Genomic DNA, 15,973 nt, shown 5'->3' on the forward strand with positions numbered 1-15,973 from the left:
ACGAAGGCGCAAAAAGAAGTGAAAGGAGGAAGATTGCCTCCGGCGGTGATGCGAAGCGCAGATTTTCAAAACTTCTTTTCGTGCCTTTGTGCCTTTGTGTGAAACCCCTTCTCCTACGCTCAATGAAAATCCCGCGACTTGGGAATGATCCGCACATCGCGCGGATGGCGGTGGCGCGGGGTGTTGTGCCCTGAAGGTGCCGTATGCTTGGCATCGGGATATCGCGGCTGCGGGTGTTCGAATATGTCCGCCCGCAGCACGGGCATATCGGCCTTGTCGAGATCGGACAGATGATCGAGCAGATCGGTGCGGTCCACGATCCGCGACGCCATCAGATGGACGACATTGCCGTCGATCGGGCCGGCCTTCTGCACGATGCCCTCCACCTCCATTAACCGCGATGCCATCACCTGCCGCCGGAAATGTTCGAACATCCGCGCCCACATCACGATATTGGTCACGCCGGTTTCGTCCTCGATCGTCACGAAGATCGCATTGCCCTTGCCGGGCCGCTGACGGACCAGAACGATCCCCGCCGTACGCACCTGCGCGCCGTTCCGGCTCGCCGACGTCGCGGCGCAGCTCAGCACACCTTCGCCACTGAGTATCGGGCGCAGAAAGGACATCGGGTGCGCCTTCAAGGACAGGCGCGTCATCTGATAGTCGGCGACAACGTGTTCGGCATCGGACATTGCCGGCAGAGCCATATCCGCTTCCTCGCCCAACTCAGCCGCCTCGGCCGCGGCGAACAGCGGCAGTGGGGCGGATGGCGTACGCCGCGCCTCCCACAAGGCATGGCGCCGGCCGAGCCCGAGCGACCCGAAGGCATCGGCATCGGCCAACAGCCGGAGCGCGCGTTCGGGCAGGTTGGCGCGACGGGCGAGGCTTTCGATCGAGGTGAACGAACCGGCATCTTTGCGTGCCTGGGCGAGCGTGCCGGCCCAGTCCTGTTTGAAACCGGTGATCTGGCGCAGGCCAAGCCTTAAAACGAGATGCCGCCCGACCAGTTCATCACGGCCATCCTCGCAAGGGCGAGGATGGCGAGGAAGGTCATGGGATGGCGCCAAACCCTCCGACCGCAGTTCCAGCGCATTGTCCCACGCGCTCGCATTCACATCGATCGCCCGCACCTCGACGTCATGCTCGATCGCATCGCGCACGATCTGCGCCGGAGCATAGAAACCCATCGGCTGTGAATTGAGCAACGCGCAGGCGAATACCGCCGGATGATGGCATTTGATCCACGACGAGACATAGACCAGCCGCGCGAACGACAACGCATGGCTTTCAGGGAAGCCATAGGAGCCGAAGCCCTCGATCTGCTTGTAACATCGCTCGGCGAAATCCTGCTCGTACCCCCGCGCCACCATGCCCCCGACCAGCTTCTCGCGGAAATTATGCATGCCGCCGACATTGCGGAACGTCGCCATCGCGCGCCGCAACTGGTTCGCTTCGCTAGGGGTGAAGGCAGCGGCGACGATCGCCAGCTTCATCGCCTGTTCCTGAAACAGCGGCACGCCATAGGTGTTGCCGAGCAGGGTTTTCAACTCGTCCTCCGGCCCGAATCTTGGATCGGGCGCGGGATATTCGACCTTCTCCACCCCGGTGCGCCGACGCAGATAGGGATGCACCATATCGCCCTGGATCGGCCCCGGTCTAACGATCGCGACCTGCACCGTCAGATCGTAAAGATTCTTGGGTTTAAGGCGTGGCAGCATGTTCATCTGCGCTCGGCTTTCGACTTGGAACACGCCTATGCTGTCGCCCTTTTGCAGCATCTCATAGACCGCTGAGTCGGTGCTATCGAGATCGACCTCCAACGTGTGTTCGCCGAAACCGTGCCGTTCGAGCAGGTCGTAACTCTTGCGAATGCAGGTCAACATGCCGAGCGCCAGCACATCGACCTTCAACAGGCCGAGCGCATCGATATCGTCCTTGTCCCATTCGATGAAGGTGCGATCCGCCATGGCCGCGTGGTGCAGCGGCACCGTCTCATCCAACCGGTTTTCGGTCAGCACAAAGCCACCGACATGCTGCGACAAATGGCGCGGAAACGGCGCTTCGAGAATCTGGTCCATGATGAATCGCAATCGCGCGATCTCCGGATTGGCGAGATCGAACCCGGCGTCGGTGATGCGGCGATCCTCCATGTCGCCGGAATGGCTGCCCCACACGGTACTGGCCATGCGCGCGGGGATGTCTTCGCTCAGTCCCAGCGCCTTGGCGACTTCGCGAACCGTGCTGCGCGAGCGATAATGTGCCACCGTCGCGGCGATTCCGGCGCGGTGGCGGCCGTAACGCCGGTAGATATACTGCATCACCTCCTCGCGCCGTTCGTGCTCGAAATCGATATCGATATCCGGGGGCTCGTCGCGTTCGTCGGACACAAAGCGCGAAAATAGCAGATCGTGCTGCATCGGATCGATCGAAGTGACGCCGAGCAGGAAACAGACTGCGGAATTGGCCGCCGATCCCCGACCCTGGCACAGGATCGGGGGATCCTGTGCGCGCGCGAACCTAACCAGATCGTAGACGGTGAGGAAGTAATAGGCGTAATTTCGGGCGCTGATCAGGGCGAATTCCTCCGCCAGCGTGGCGATCACCTTGGGCGGCATATAATCGGCATAGCGCTCGATCGCGGCGGACCAGGCGACATGCTCGAGCCAGGCTTGTGCTTCCCATCCCTCGGGGACAGGTTCGTGCGGATATTCGTAGCGTAGATCTTTGAGATCGAAGTCTATGCGTGACAATAGCACCTGCGTCTGCGCGATCGCTTGCGGGTGATCGCGGAACAGACGCGCCATCTCGGCAGGGCTTTTCAGATGGCGTTCGGCATTGGCCTCCAGCCGCTTGCCCGCCGCTGTGATCGTCGTGCCGAGGCGGATGCAGGTCAGCACGTCGTGCAACGGGCGCTGCTCCGGCGAGGCGTAGAGCGCATCGTTGGTCGCGATCAGCGGCACGCGCGCGGCGTTCGCGATGCCGTTCAGACGAGCGAGATCGCGCCCGTCCTTGCCACGATGAGGCATCGCCGCGCCGAGCCAGACCCGATCGGGTGCCACCCGACGCAGCCGGTCGAGAGTCGCTTCGATATCGGCGGGCGGCACTTCCACCAGCCGCAGCGCCGGCTTCGGCGGATCGCCGTAATCATAGTCCACCGGATCGCGATGCTCCTGCTCGTCCCGAGCGGTGGAGTAAGGCAGCACGATCAGCAGCAAATCCTGCGCATAATCGATCAGATCGGCGAAGCGCAGGATGCAACCGCCCTTGACCGCGCGCAGGTTGCCGACCGTGAGCAATCGCGTCAGCCGCCCCCAGCCATAGCGTGTGGCGGGATAGGCGACGATATCCGGCGTGCCATCCACGAACACCAGCCGCGCGCCGACGACCAGCCGCAGGTCGATTTCACATGCGGCCCATTCCTCGTCGCTCAGCTTCTCGGGCTCGCCCGCTGCCTTCTTGTCGGCGAGCAACGCCACGCGTGCCCTGTCGGGTGCCGTCTTCAGCGCGGACCAGCCCCTCACCACGCCGGCGACGGTGTTGCGATCGGCGATCCCGAGCGCAGTCATGCCGAGCGCGTTCGCACCGGCGATCAGGTCGGTCGCATGGCTCGCCCCCCGCAGGAACGAATAATTCGTCGCCGCCACCAGTTCGGCGAAGGGCGGATCGGTGGCCCGGCTCACGCGAAGAGGCCGTGCACGTACCAGCCGGGATTCTCGCGCTCGGTGCCGTACAGGCCGTGGCGGAAGACCCAGAAGCGGCGGCCGCGCGCATCCTCGATGCGGTAATAATCTCGCGTCGGGCGGGGTGGGCCATCGCGCCACCATTCGGCGGCGATGCGTTCAGGCCCCTCGAAGCGGGTCACATCGTGCAGGTTGCGCCGCCAGCGGAAGCGTTGCGGCGGTCCATCCGGCACCTCGGCCAAGACCTGGATCAACTGTGGCGGATCGAACAGGTGCAGCGGGCGGCGCGGCGGCTCGCCCGGCTCCGGCGCATCCCAACTAGCGGGCGGCGCGACAACCGCCGGCAGCGCGAGCACCGCCTGTTCGGGGATGTGCGTATCCTGCGGGATCAACCTACGGAACCGCCCGCGCCCGAGCCGTGTGCTGAGCCGATCGATCAGCGCGGCAAGTTCGCCCTCGGCCACCGCCCCGCCCTCCAATTGCAATTGCGTCGGCGCTAGGGGGGCAAGCGTCGGCACGGCCAGGCGGATCATGTCGAAGCCGAAGCCCGGATCGATCGGATCGGCCAGCCCGTCGATCCGCTCCTCGAACAGGCGCATCACCACCTTCGGATCGCGCACGGCGAGACTCGTCTCGACCGCGAGATCGACCGTCAGGCCATCGCTGCGGAACAGGCGCGCGGCGAAACGCCGACCTCCCTGATGCTGTTCGGCCATCGTCTCCGCGACTTCTGTGGCCAGCGCCTCGAGGATGTTCAGCGCGGCGGCGGTCTGCGTCACCGGCTCGGCCAGCCGTCGCTCGACCAGCAAGGCGGGCGGCACCCGGCGCGGTACGATCCGGCTATCGGATTTGCCCGTCAGTCGGGCGAGCGCATCGACCATCGCATCGCCGAAGCGCGCGGCGAGCGGTGCGGTCGGGCGTCCGGCAAGATCGCCGATCGTCTTCAACCCCGCCCGGCGCAGCGCCAGTTCGGTATCCTCGTCGAGTCGGAGCGCGATCACGCCGAGCCGCAGAACCGCCGCCGCCTCGCCCGGCGCGGGCATCGTCTGGAAACGCGCGAGCGCCTGTGCCGCCTCGGGCGAGGCGGCCAGCGCATGCCGCACCTGCAGACCATAAGCGTCGAGCCGGCGCTCGATATCCGCCGCCAGATCGTCCTCGCTGTCGCCATCATGCAGACAGCCGGTGATATCGAGGGTCACCCCGTCCGCGCCATCGATCGCGACCAGCGGCGTGTAACGATCGCAGCCATCGGCGACGCGTTCGAGCAGGGCATCGTCGGCGGCGGGATCGTGATCGAGCGCCACCAGTTCGGGCAGGCGGGCGCGGGCATCGGCCAAGGTCATACCGGTCGCGATCCCCAGCCCCTGCGCGGTGCGATCAACCGCCACCAGCCGCATCGCCCCCTGCTGCTTCTCGACGAAAGCGTGCGGGCTATCCGGCGCGCCGGCGCGCGCCACCCGGTCCGCCGGCAGAAACGGAAACCACAGCGCCAGAAAGCGCCGCCGCCTGATATCCGGCCGGCCGGAAGATTGCCTCGTCACGATCCCACTCCACACACCAGCGACCGCCGGCCTTTCCGCCGCGTTGCCGCGACAATTCCACATCCAGCGTCGGGAAACCCGGCGCGTTCGCCGCCAGCGGCACCGCCGCCGCCGATCGCACCTGCCAGCGCGTGGTCGCGGCACTGGGCGACGGCTCGGCGGCGACGCGCAGCAGCAAGGCGGTTACGCCCGAACTTTCCGCAGCCATGGCGAGGCGTCGGCTCGCCGTAAGATCGAGCATGCGAGGATTTTGCCAAAGTTCGACCACGACCATAGCGACGTCCGCGCAGCGCGTTACGTCCGCCGCAACACACAACAGACTGAGGGCATCGGGCAGCATCCCGACGATCAGGTCGAGGCCGCGCAAACCCAATTCGATTATTCCGGGCATGTGCAGCGCGCCGCCCGCACCCTGCGCATTATCCTGCCTGAGCCAAACAACCGACCCCAGACCGGCGCGACGCACGATCATCGCCGCGAAGCCCGCCGCACTGCTCACATCATCGGCATTGAGAGCGAAAATTTCGTGTACCCGTCCACGCTCCAGCCCTCCGCCGAGCCGAGCATCGATCTCCTCATGGCCGATACCGACAAAACCTGACGTTTCCGTCTGGCGCAGGCCCTCCAGTTGAGACACATGCCGCCTGAGTGCGGCAATAATTTCGACCGAATCACGCATTACAGTTCCCGTTATGTTCCAAATCGTCCGATGCTGGATCGGAGTCAAGCACGGCTGCCCAAATATATCCGGTTCGGGGACGGAGTCGTTCCAACCCACGCGGTTTCGGAACCCCAGGCCTGGCCCTTGCCGATCACACGTCTCGGCCGGACGGCGAGACGTTCCATCAGCTCAGGCCGGTGGTACGCATAAGTTGCCACGCGGCCTGTTCTGACGCATAGGCGTCGCCGCTTGCCAGATGACCAAAGGGATTGAATATTGCGGGTTCCCTCGCCTGATCACGCTCACGAGGGGCAATTCGATACGGTTCGAGGCCTCCCCAGGGCAGAGTGGCCATGGCGCCACACTGCAGCCATATTGAGACACATAACGACCTTCCGCTTGTGGCTGATGATCGTCTTGATACCGTCGACTCTGTTTGCTCTGTATTTGATGCTGATCCAGACTCCCTCCTATGTATGTGAATTTCGCGCCATCGTGCGGAACGCGCAGGAGGGTGGCAATTCTGCATTTCCGCAACTTCCCGGAATTGGCCTGCCTGCCGTCAACGCTGCAGACAGCTATGCTATCATTCAATATCTGGAGAGCGGCCCGGGGGTGAGCGAACTTGATCGACGGCTGAACCTCAAGCTCATCTATTCGTCACCGCGCATCGATCCGACCTCAAGGCTGTCACCGAACGCGTCGAGCGAGGCTTTGTGGCGGTACTGGCAACGCCGTATCGACGCCTATTATGAGAATACGACCAACACACTGGTCGTGAAAGTTCGCGCGTACGACCCCGCTACCACGCTGCGCTTGTCTCAAGCCGTACTCGCTGCATCAGAGCAATTGGTTAACACCATGACGACCCGATCCCGGCGTGATCTTGTCGCCTACGCCCGCGCAAATGCCAGTGAGGCAGGGATGGCGCTGCGCCAGATCAATGTGCGGCTTCAGAGCCTGCGGAATCAGCGCGGACTGATCGATCCACAGCTCGTCGCCAAAGCCAACCTCGAGCAGCAGACTCAGCTCCAAAACGAAATCATCAAGGCTCAGGCCGAGTTGTCCATGCGAGAAAGCTACTCTCCTAGCTCACCTGCCCTGCCTGCTTTTCGGACCCGCATCGCTTCACTTCGCTCGGCGCTCGGCGCTCTTCAGTCGCGCTCGACCGGCGAACAAAATGGTACGGCCAATCTCTCGGGCGCGCTCAGCGCGTTTCAGCAATTGCAGGTCGAGCAGGATTTTGCGCAGAAACGTTATGAACTCGCTATGGTGGCCCAGGAAAAGCAGCAGGCGCAGGCCGCGCAACAGCAATTGTACTTGGACACTATCTTTAGTCCTACGCTTCCTGAAGAAGCAGATGCTCCGCGCCTTGCGCTTTCGCTGGCGATCTTTCTGGGCTTTGCGATGAGCGCGTGGATCATCGCGTCGCTTGTTCTGAAATCCTACCGTGAAAGGATTTAAGTGGCGGATATCTTGATAACCGGTGGCAGCGGCGTCGCGGGCGCTGCACTAGACGCCTTGCTGACCGCGCGTGGTGCAGATATTCGGGTTCTGCGCGGCCGGGCCGATGGCGACCTTGAGGATTGGCACGTCTGTCGTGCCCTGTTCGAGCGCGAGAAGCCGAGGCTTGTCTACCATCTGGCGGGCGCAGTGTTCGGCCTGGGCGGTAACACCGCTTTTCCAGGCGATGCTTTCCGGCGCAACACGCTGCTCAACCTGCATGTCATCGAGGCATCGCGCCAGATCGGCGTCGAAAAGATAGTAGCCATGGGAACCGCTGCGATATACGCGGATGGCCTTCAGCAGCCGATGCGAGAGGATGATGCGCTCAAAGGTGAGCCTCACGCCTCGGAATATGCCTATGCGTTCGCCAAGCGCGGGATGCTGGTACAACTCGAAAGCTATCGTCGGCAGTTCGGAACGCGCTTCGCCTATGCGATATCAACCAATCTTTATGGTCCGCATGACCGATTTAACATCGAATACGGCCACGTCATTCCGTCACTACTGATGAAGTTCGAATCCGCAAGTCGCGACGGTGGTGTCGTAGACATCTGGGGCGATGGCTCTCCCCAGCGCGACTTCCTTTATGCCGCGGATGCGGCGGCCGGCCTTGCCAAGCTGATGGATCAGGGGGAAGGCACCTATAATCTTGCCTCTGGCAAACCTGGAACCATCCATGAGTTGGTGACAGCTATCGCGGCATTTTATCCCGATGTGGTCTATCGATGGGATCCCGAGAAACCGCTCGGTCAGTTACGGCGATCCTACGACGTGACGAAGATCCAAGACATCGGTTTCCAAACGTCCTATTCCTTGAATCGCGGCCTCGAAGAAACGATACTCTGGGTAAAAGAGAACTTCAATTCGCTTCGTTCATGATTTAGATCACGACATCTATTAATCGATTTCTTCTGAATTCTAATAAGAAATTCTCTTTTTTATATCGGGGACATTAGATATGGCAAGATTAGCCATAGTCAGTACTTACAATGAAAACTGTGGGAACGCATCTTATACACACGTCCTCAAGACAGGATTTAGTGAATTCGTTGATGTGGACGTATTGCCGCTCGATCTTTTCCTTCTCCAAAAGAAGGACAAAATTTTCCGGCAGGCTGGAGATGCGCATATCCGATCGATCGCCGCAAAACTGCGCGAATATGATTACGTCAACATTCAATTCGAGGCGGGTTTGTTCGGAAAGACGATTGGCGACATCAAGCGACGGATCGGATGGCTCATTGCGGCGGCACCAAATGTCATATTGACTATGCATCGGATCGATGTGGAAGCAATTCCACGTTCTCGGGCATTATGGCAGGCGATCAAGCAGATGTCCTTGATGCCCTGGAAGCGGCGGGCCGGTTCGCAACGGTTCGTGAATCTGTATCGCGATATCGTGGAGCAAGTCGGCCATGAATCAAAGCGCAAGAATGCTTGGATAAAAGTCCACACCAAGCGTGAGCGAAGGGTCGTTACAGATATCTACCGCATGCCCAATTGTTTCGACTATCCTCTAGCCTTCCTGACCCCCGAAGAGCGCGATGCGGCTTGGGGACAAGCGGACGTCAGCGGCTTTCGAGAGAAGCATGGCTTTGCTCCCGACGATAAGATCGTTGGCCTGTTCGGCTATATATCGGAATATAAAGGGATCGAGACAGCGCTTCAATCGCTCTTGGAACTACCACCCGAATACAAGCTGGTCTTGTTCGGCAGCCATCATCCACAGTCGATTCAAGCGCATTCGGCCGTACATCCATTCATCGAAAAGCTTATGGAATTGATGGGCGAAGTCGACGAAGAGGTTTACGCCCGTGAGATGCGTACCGCAAAGTTGAAGAGATTGGGCATGCCCGTGGTTCAATTGGGCGAACCACAGCGATTGGCCGACGCATCAACCCAGCACCCGCCCCTTCCGCTTCTGTCTGAACGGGTCCGTTTCATCGGCAGCTTGCCGGATCCTGAATTCATCGAAGCGCTCCGCCTGTCTGATGCGGTAGTTCTTCCTTACATCGAAGTCGGACAGAGCATGTCCGGTGTAATTGTGCTCGGAATGGAAGCAGGAGCAAAATTGGTCTGTGCCAACAACCACTCATTTGCCGAGACGCGTAAATATTTCGGTGAAACATTTCTCGGTTTTGACATCGGAAACTATATCGAGCTGGCGCAGAAAGTGCAGCAAGCCGCTGCCCAGCCGGAACGCTCGACTATGCGTTTAGCACGTGACAAAGCCTATTCTAATTACAACATCCGCGGCAGCATTTTGGCTCAACTCCAACGCTTCCAGCACGTCTCTGAAGAGGTCAGAAATGTCTAAGATTGCTTTAATCACCGGCGTCACCGGACAGGACGGCGCATATCTATCGCGATTGCTGATCGATCAGGGCTATATCGTGCACGGCATCGTCCGTCGCTCTTCCGCCCCGAACACGCATCGCTTGTCCAAGCTCCTTGGCGAAGATATCGCGAAGGGGCGCTTGAAGCTGCATTACGGCGACCTCACGGACTTTTCTTCGATGATCCGCATCATCGCGACCGTCCGGCCGACTGAAATCTACAATCTGGCGGCGCAAAGCCATGTGGCGGTCAGCTTCGAAACACCCGAATACACCGCTAATGCCGACGGTATTGGCGTTCTGCGCCTGCTGGAAGCCATCCGCACGGCGGGCCTGATCGATCATGCCCGCTTTTATCAGGCATCGACGTCGGAACTGTATGGCAAGGTGCTGGAGACACCGCAGACCGAAACAACGCCATTTCATCCTCGCAGCCCTTACGGGGTAGCCAAGCTGTATGGTTACTGGATCACCGTCAACTATCGCGAAGCCTATGGAATGCACGCATCCAATGGCATCCTGTTCAACCACGAAGGCCAATTGCGCGGCGAATTGTTTGTGACGCGCAAGATCACCAAAGCCGTTGCCCAGATCAAAGCCGGGCAAAAGCAGACTTTGCGCCTAGGCAACTTGGAAGCAAAGCGCGATTGGGGCGATGCGCGTGATTATGTTCGTGGCATGCATCTCATCCTACAGCAGGACAATGCCGACGATTACGTTCTGGCAACTGGTGAAATGCACAGCGTGCGGGAGTTTGTAGATGTGGCGTTCGGCCATATCGACCGGACAATCCGCTGGGAAGGCGAGGGTGTCAACGAAGTCGGCCTGTGTACCAAAACCGGCGAAATTCTGGTTATGATCGATCCGGAATATTTCCGTCCCGCCGAGGTCGACCTGTTGCTTGGCGATCCGACCAAAGCACGCACCAAGCTTGGCTGGAAGCATGAGCGCAATTTCGAGCAGTTGGTAACCGACATGGTAAGCGCCGACGTCGACCGGCAGCAACGCATCGTGGATAGCCAGATGATGCTCGAGGACTTCCTGTGAGCAAACCCGTTCGCCTCGGGAGGCGTCGCGCAGCATGCCGGGTGACGCACTGACAAAGCAGGGCCTCGACGACGCTGCGGCCAAGGCTTTGGCCGCAGCGCAGCGTCTGATATCCCAAGGCGATCATGAAGAAGCCGGGACAATCATCGCGGCGGCGCTCGCCGAGATCGGTGATCACCGGGATTTGCTCGCACAGCTTGCCTGGCTGCGATCGCAGGCCGGGGACCGAAGCGGTGCTTCCGAGGCCTTGTTGCGTTTATCCGCGATCGTTCCACTCGATGCAGAACAAGATGCGTTTATCGGCTTCGACTATCTCGCCACCGGCCGCGCCGCTCAAGCAGAACCTTATCTGAGAGCGGCCGTCGCGGCCGCGTCGAACAATCCTATATTCAGGACAGCGCTGGTCGAAGCGTTGATGCATCTTGCTCGCCCCAAAGAGGCTCTCGGCGTTGCCTTGCCGGCGCTTCGCGGGGAAACCGCGAGCGTTGCCCTGTGGCCGATAGCGCTGACGGCGGCGGCGATGCTGAAACGTCACCGGCTGGTCTCGTTACTTGGCCGGCGGGCCGCACGGCGTCACCCTGAAAATCCAGCGATACTCTTCGCGATCGCCCGCTTGTTGCTCGACCGCGGGGAGGGTCAGGCAGCACTCGATCAGTTGGCGGCTTTGCCGGATGTCGAAGATGCCGAACTGCGGTTCCTGCGCAGTGTGGCGCTGGCGCAAGGCAAGCAGTTCGAGGAAGCGTTTGTCGAGATCGAACGAGCAATCGCGATTGCACCGACCGAACGAGGCTATCTGCTTCACGCCGTTGCCGTGTTGGGACAACTTGGGCGACACGGCAAGGCGGCGGCATTTCTCGACGAATTGACCGCGTCCAGGCAGGACGGAGCAGAAAGCGAAGCATGGCTCCGTGGCGTCTTCGCCACTTACACCGAGGCCGGCCGCTACGACCGTGCGATAGAGGTAGGCGCTCGTATCGTGCAACTCGCTCCGGCAGATATCGGCTTCTTGTCCGTCTATGAAACGGTGATCAACAAGCATCTGTATGCCCAATTGATCAGTGGCAGACAGACGATAGCGCCTTCCGCAAACCGACGCGAACGCGTGCCCACTCGCGGACATATCCGCCCACCCAGCTTCGTGCGCAGCGTCTCAGCCTTGTTCAGGCGTGAAATGAAGACAAGGTTCGGTCGCTCGCGCCTGGGTTATCTCTGGGTATTGTTCGAACCGCTCGCGCATATCGGCATCATGATCTTTCTGATCGGTATGCTGAACCATGGCGGACTGCCTCCGATCGGACAGAGTTTCGCGGTTTTTTACTTCACCGGCATTATTCCGTATCACATGTTTACCCATACCGCAGGTCATTTGATCGGATCTGTTCCGGAAAACAGGCCGCTGCTTCAAATTCCCAGAGTGCGTATTCTTGATATTTTTGCGGCGCGTGCCGTGCTGGAGGCGGTGACCGAACTGATCGTCGCAGCGATCTTCCTGGCCGCGTTCGTTATAGTCGGCTTGGATGCCATACCACTCGAACCGCTCGCCGTACTTGGGGCGTTGATGATCCTCTGGGTTGCCGCGATCGGGGTTGGCATGATCAGTGCCGCGATCGTTTCGGTGTTTCCCGCCTGGGAACGCATCTGGGGTGCGGCGGCATCGGTGATCTATTTCACGTCGGGTACTTTCTACGTTCCGCGCATGATGCCAATCTGGGTGCGCGACATTCTGGTCTGGAACCCCGTTCTGCAGGGGATCGAGTTGTTGCGCTTCCACTATTTTCATGAACCCGCGCCGGAATGGCTCAGCGTTACTTATCTGGTCGGTTTTGCAGTCGGAACGGTAGCAATTGCGCTTATAATGGAACGACTTATGCGCCGTCGAATGCTGGACGTCGAATGATCGAGCTCGACCGTGTTTCCAAAATCTACCATCCGCGCGGCGGAGGAAGAAATGTCGTGCTCGACAATGCCAGCGTGTTGTTCCCTACCGGTCGCAACGTCGGGGTTCTGGGCCTCAACGGTGCCGGCAAGTCCACCCTGATCCGCCTGATTTCGGGAACCGAGATCCCCGACCGCGGAGAAGTACGCCGCGATCGGCAAGTGTCCTTCCCTCTTGGCCTGGCGACCATTTTTCATCCGGATTTGTCGGGGCGAGATAATGTCTCGTTCCTGGCAGACATCTATGGCGTCGACCGCGACTTCCTAGCCGATGCGGTACAGGATTTTTCCGAACTGGGGAAACAGTTCGACAATCAGACCAAGACGTATTCGTCAGGCATGCTGGCAAAGCTTGCCTTTGGCGCCTGCCTCGGCATCGATTTCGATATTTATCTGATCGACGAGATCACCGAAGTCGGGGACGGAAATTTTCGCGAAAAGGCGCTGGCGGCCTTCGCCGAGCGCACCGCTTACGCCGACATCATTCTGGTCTCGCACAATGTCGACACGATCCGTCAATTCACGGATATGGGGGCGGTCCTGCACGGCGGACGCATCGAGATGTTCGACGATGTCGAGGCCGCAATCGTCCGCTACCGATCCCTGGCATGACCGAAGAAATACTTGGCCGAGACTGGAATCGACGCTCGCTGCTCGCAACGGTAGGCGGCGCTCCGATGCTGCCCGCCACCCTCACTCGATCCATTACCGAACAAAACACAAGTCCTTCGATCGTTCGGACGGGAAGATCGATCGAGACTTTCGGCGCCCGCCCGGACGCCCCTGGGGCGGTCAATCTCCTGGCTTTGCGCCATTGCCTTGCGGCCTGTCGCGACGATGGATCGCCTGTATTGGTGCCTGCGGGCGAATATGCCTTGTCGAATCTCGGCCGCCCGATCTCGCTCGATCTTACACGACAGGTGCGCGGTGCTCCGCATGCCGTCGCCGTCGTCGGGATTGCTGGGCCGGGCCAATCGCTGCTCCGGATCGAAGGCCGTACAGGTGGATTGCGCTTCGAGGGGCCGACGGATTGGTTCGATCCGATCTTGGAAGGGCTTGGTTTCGTTGGAGCGCTCGCGGGTCCGCTTGTCTCGATCGGGCGCGATAACTTTTCAGACCCGGTCAATATGCTTCGAATCCGGGATGTGGCGGTCGACAACAGCTTCGACCAGGGCCCGGTCACAGCCTTGCGGCTCAATTACCTGGCACCGGGCAGCCTCGCCATCGGCCTGAAGGCCAATGCCTATGCGGACGGCCGCGGAAACAACCATGGGACGGCAATCGAGTGTCGCCAAGTCGAGTGCATGACATTTGCTGGTGGCGCAGCGTCGAACGCGACGACGGGTTTCGCGATCCGCGACGGGGTCAATTTCGGGATCACAGTCCAGGGCTTCACCTTCGAAAATACCGATGTTGCGTATAGCAACGAAGTCGCGACATCGGGCGCTCACGCTGTGCTTGGCTGCCAGTTTTCCGAAATTCGGCAGCGGGCGATACGCAGCACCGGATGCAATCAGTCACAATGGATCGAGTTCGTCGCCAATAACTTCGCGCTGTCTGCCACCTCGATCGTGGATCCAAAGGCCTGCGAAGGCGTGCGTATTCACGGTCGACAGGGCATATCTACTCCGCCGCTACCCGCATCCGGCACTCTGCTGCGCAATTTTTCAGGCCAACCAGTCCAAGTGTCGATATGGGGCGGGCTTGTCCGGGCCTTGTTGATTGATGGCGCGCGCATGGATGGCGTAGAGCCTACCCCGATGCCGGTCGGAACCGGAATAATCCTTTCTCCGGGCAGCGCGATCGGGCTGGACTATGTCAGCGCGCCCAATTGGCGCTGGAGCAATGCGGGATGAACGGGACCAGCCCGACCCGAGCCATGGCGCGTCAGTTAACGGGCCGCGTCAGTTCCCGGTAAGTGTGCGTGCAGCAACGAACGGTGAGAACAATTGGTTGATGATGGCGACGAACTTCGCCGTCCGATTGATCGCCGCAGTGCTGACGTAAAGTACGTCTTTATCCCGCATAGGAAAGCGCTGAGCTATAAAATAGCTCGCCGGATTGACCATATCGAGACGGTAGATAACGGGTTGAGCGAGCTGACCCGGGACGGCAGGCGCTTCATAACGAAACAGGAAAACGGCGCGGGGATTTGCCGTAGCATCGTTCGGTCCTCCGGCCCGCGCAACCGCTTCGGCCAAGGTAAGATCACTTTGATCGAACGGAACCTGAGCAACACGACTGGTTGCACCAAGCACGATAAAGGTTTGCGGACGACGGATGAGTTCGATTCTGTCGCCGGGGGAAAGAACAAGATCGTCAGGTGCGCCGACCCGGACCCGATCAAGCCGCTCCTCAGCTTCCTGGTTGCCTCGGGTTACCCGGACGACCATATCCTGGGTCTGCGCGACGGTGCCGCCAGCATTGGCGATCACATCGAGCAGCCGTTCGCGTTGAGCGGTTACCTCGATCCTGCCGGATTTTCGGACATCGCCAGACACGAAGACCGTTTCACTCACATTGCCGCGGATCGTTACGAGCACCTGAGGATTTTGCGATTTTCCACGATAAGCGCGCTCGATCATCAAGGCGATCTCGTTCGGCGTATGCCCCGCCACTGCGATCGTTCCTGCATACGGAAGTCGGATTTGGCCTGCGGTATCGACCGTCACGGTCGGAAAGCGCTGAACCTGCGACGACGCGTCGAAATCGACACCCGCAGGCCGTGCGCCTCCAAAAAGGCTTACGCCGACCTCGAAAACCGCCACATCGAGTTGATCCCCGACGCCTACCGAACCTTTGGTCTGAACGACACTTGCGGTTCCTAATGCGGCAAGCCCGCCAACCACGGCATCATTCGGCCGTGCTGCTGGGGTCGTCAATGTCCCGTCGATGTCGACGATACGCATACCGATCGTATTGCGACCATCCTGCGTGCCGCGGACGACTTGTTGGGCTGTCGGTCCACTCGTCGGCAGCGATGCGCAGCCGGAAACCGCGAATACCGCCGCAACTGATCCGAGCAGATAGATAGCGCCGACACGACCTTTAGGGGACGTCAACTTGCTGGACGGCATAAAACCTCTAAACATTAAAATCAGTATTGAACCACCCAGTCATTTCTCGACCGCCGGCTGGAATTGGCTCGAAAACGATTTGACGCCCAACCGAAATGGCAGCGGTGCCCGCGCTCCGAACGAGCGGGACTAACAGGTTAGCGCAAAAACGCCAGTCGAACGAACCCATGACCGTTTTGGAAACGTATGC

11 protein-coding genes are annotated in these 15,973 nt (G+C 60.2%); 7 read left to right on the forward strand and 4 right to left on the reverse strand.

The features are described 5' to 3' along the window. Positions 1–119: 119 nt before the first annotated feature. From U1738_RS18405 to U1738_RS18415, 3 genes are read right to left on the reverse strand one after another with little or no spacing between them, the layout of a single operon-like run. The gene (locus U1738_RS18405) at positions 120–3,680 is read right to left on the reverse strand and encodes an error-prone DNA polymerase (RefSeq protein WP_332790485.1); all 3,561 of its coding nucleotides are present in this window, start codon (positions 3,678–3,680) and stop codon (positions 120–122) included. Next, positions 3,677–5,221: a Y-family DNA polymerase gene (locus U1738_RS18410; RefSeq protein WP_332790486.1), complete on the reverse strand. Its 1,545-nt coding sequence runs from the start codon at positions 5,219–5,221 to the stop codon at positions 3,677–3,679. Before U1738_RS18410 ends, U1738_RS18405 begins: the two co-directional genes overlap by 4 nt. After that, entirely contained in the window at positions 5,112–5,900 is a 789-nt protein-coding gene (locus U1738_RS18415; protein ID WP_332790487.1) for an ImuA family protein, read from the reverse strand. Before U1738_RS18415 ends, U1738_RS18410 begins: the two co-directional genes overlap by 110 nt. A gap of 381 nt (positions 5,901–6,281) precedes the next feature. Between U1738_RS18415 and U1738_RS18420 the strand changes: the two genes are divergently transcribed. The 7 genes from U1738_RS18420 (at position 6,282) to U1738_RS18450 (ending at position 14,562) form a co-directional block, all read left to right on the forward strand. Beyond that, positions 6,282–7,346 (forward strand): KpsE/RkpR family capsule polysaccharide export protein, encoded by a 1,065-nt coding sequence (locus U1738_RS18420; RefSeq protein ID WP_332790488.1) that lies wholly within the window; start codon positions 6,282–6,284, stop codon positions 7,344–7,346. Next, positions 7,347–8,267 (forward strand): NAD-dependent epimerase/dehydratase family protein, encoded by a 921-nt coding sequence (locus U1738_RS18425; RefSeq protein ID WP_332790489.1) that lies wholly within the window; start codon positions 7,347–7,349, stop codon positions 8,265–8,267. A gap of 79 nt (positions 8,268–8,346) precedes the next feature. Beyond that, positions 8,347–9,705, forward strand: a complete 1,359-nt coding sequence (locus U1738_RS18430; protein ID WP_332790490.1) for a glycosyltransferase family protein — start codon at positions 8,347–8,349, stop codon at positions 9,703–9,705. Next, on the forward strand, positions 9,698–10,771 hold the full coding sequence (gene gmd / locus U1738_RS18435) for a GDP-mannose 4,6-dehydratase (RefSeq protein ID WP_332790491.1): 1,074 nt from the start codon (positions 9,698–9,700) through the stop codon (positions 10,769–10,771). Before U1738_RS18430 ends, gmd begins: the two co-directional genes overlap by 8 nt. A 34-nt stretch (positions 10,772–10,805) precedes the next feature. Then, positions 10,806–12,668 (forward strand): ABC transporter permease, encoded by a 1,863-nt coding sequence (locus U1738_RS18440; protein ID WP_332790492.1) that lies wholly within the window; start codon positions 10,806–10,808, stop codon positions 12,666–12,668. After that, positions 12,665–13,318, forward strand: coding sequence for an ABC transporter ATP-binding protein (locus U1738_RS18445; protein WP_332790493.1), 654 nt, complete (start codon positions 12,665–12,667; stop codon positions 13,316–13,318). The genes U1738_RS18440 and U1738_RS18445 overlap by 4 nt, the downstream gene beginning before the upstream one ends. Further along, on the forward strand, positions 13,315–14,562 hold the full coding sequence (locus tag U1738_RS18450; RefSeq protein ID WP_332790494.1) for a hypothetical protein: 1,248 nt from the start codon (positions 13,315–13,317) through the stop codon (positions 14,560–14,562). The genes U1738_RS18445 and U1738_RS18450 overlap by 4 nt, the downstream gene beginning before the upstream one ends. Positions 14,563–14,610: 48 nt before the next feature. On the opposite strand, the gene U1738_RS18455 is transcribed toward U1738_RS18450, so the two are convergent. Then, a complete protein-coding gene (locus tag U1738_RS18455; protein ID WP_332790495.1) occupies positions 14,611–15,798 on the reverse strand; it encodes a polysaccharide biosynthesis/export family protein in 1,188 nt (395 codons plus the stop codon). Positions 15,799–15,973 lie beyond the last annotated feature (175 nt).

This window comes from Parasphingomonas caseinilytica (assembly GCF_036663755.1).
Taxonomy (GTDB): domain Bacteria; phylum Pseudomonadota; class Alphaproteobacteria; order Sphingomonadales; family Sphingomonadaceae; genus Sphingomonas.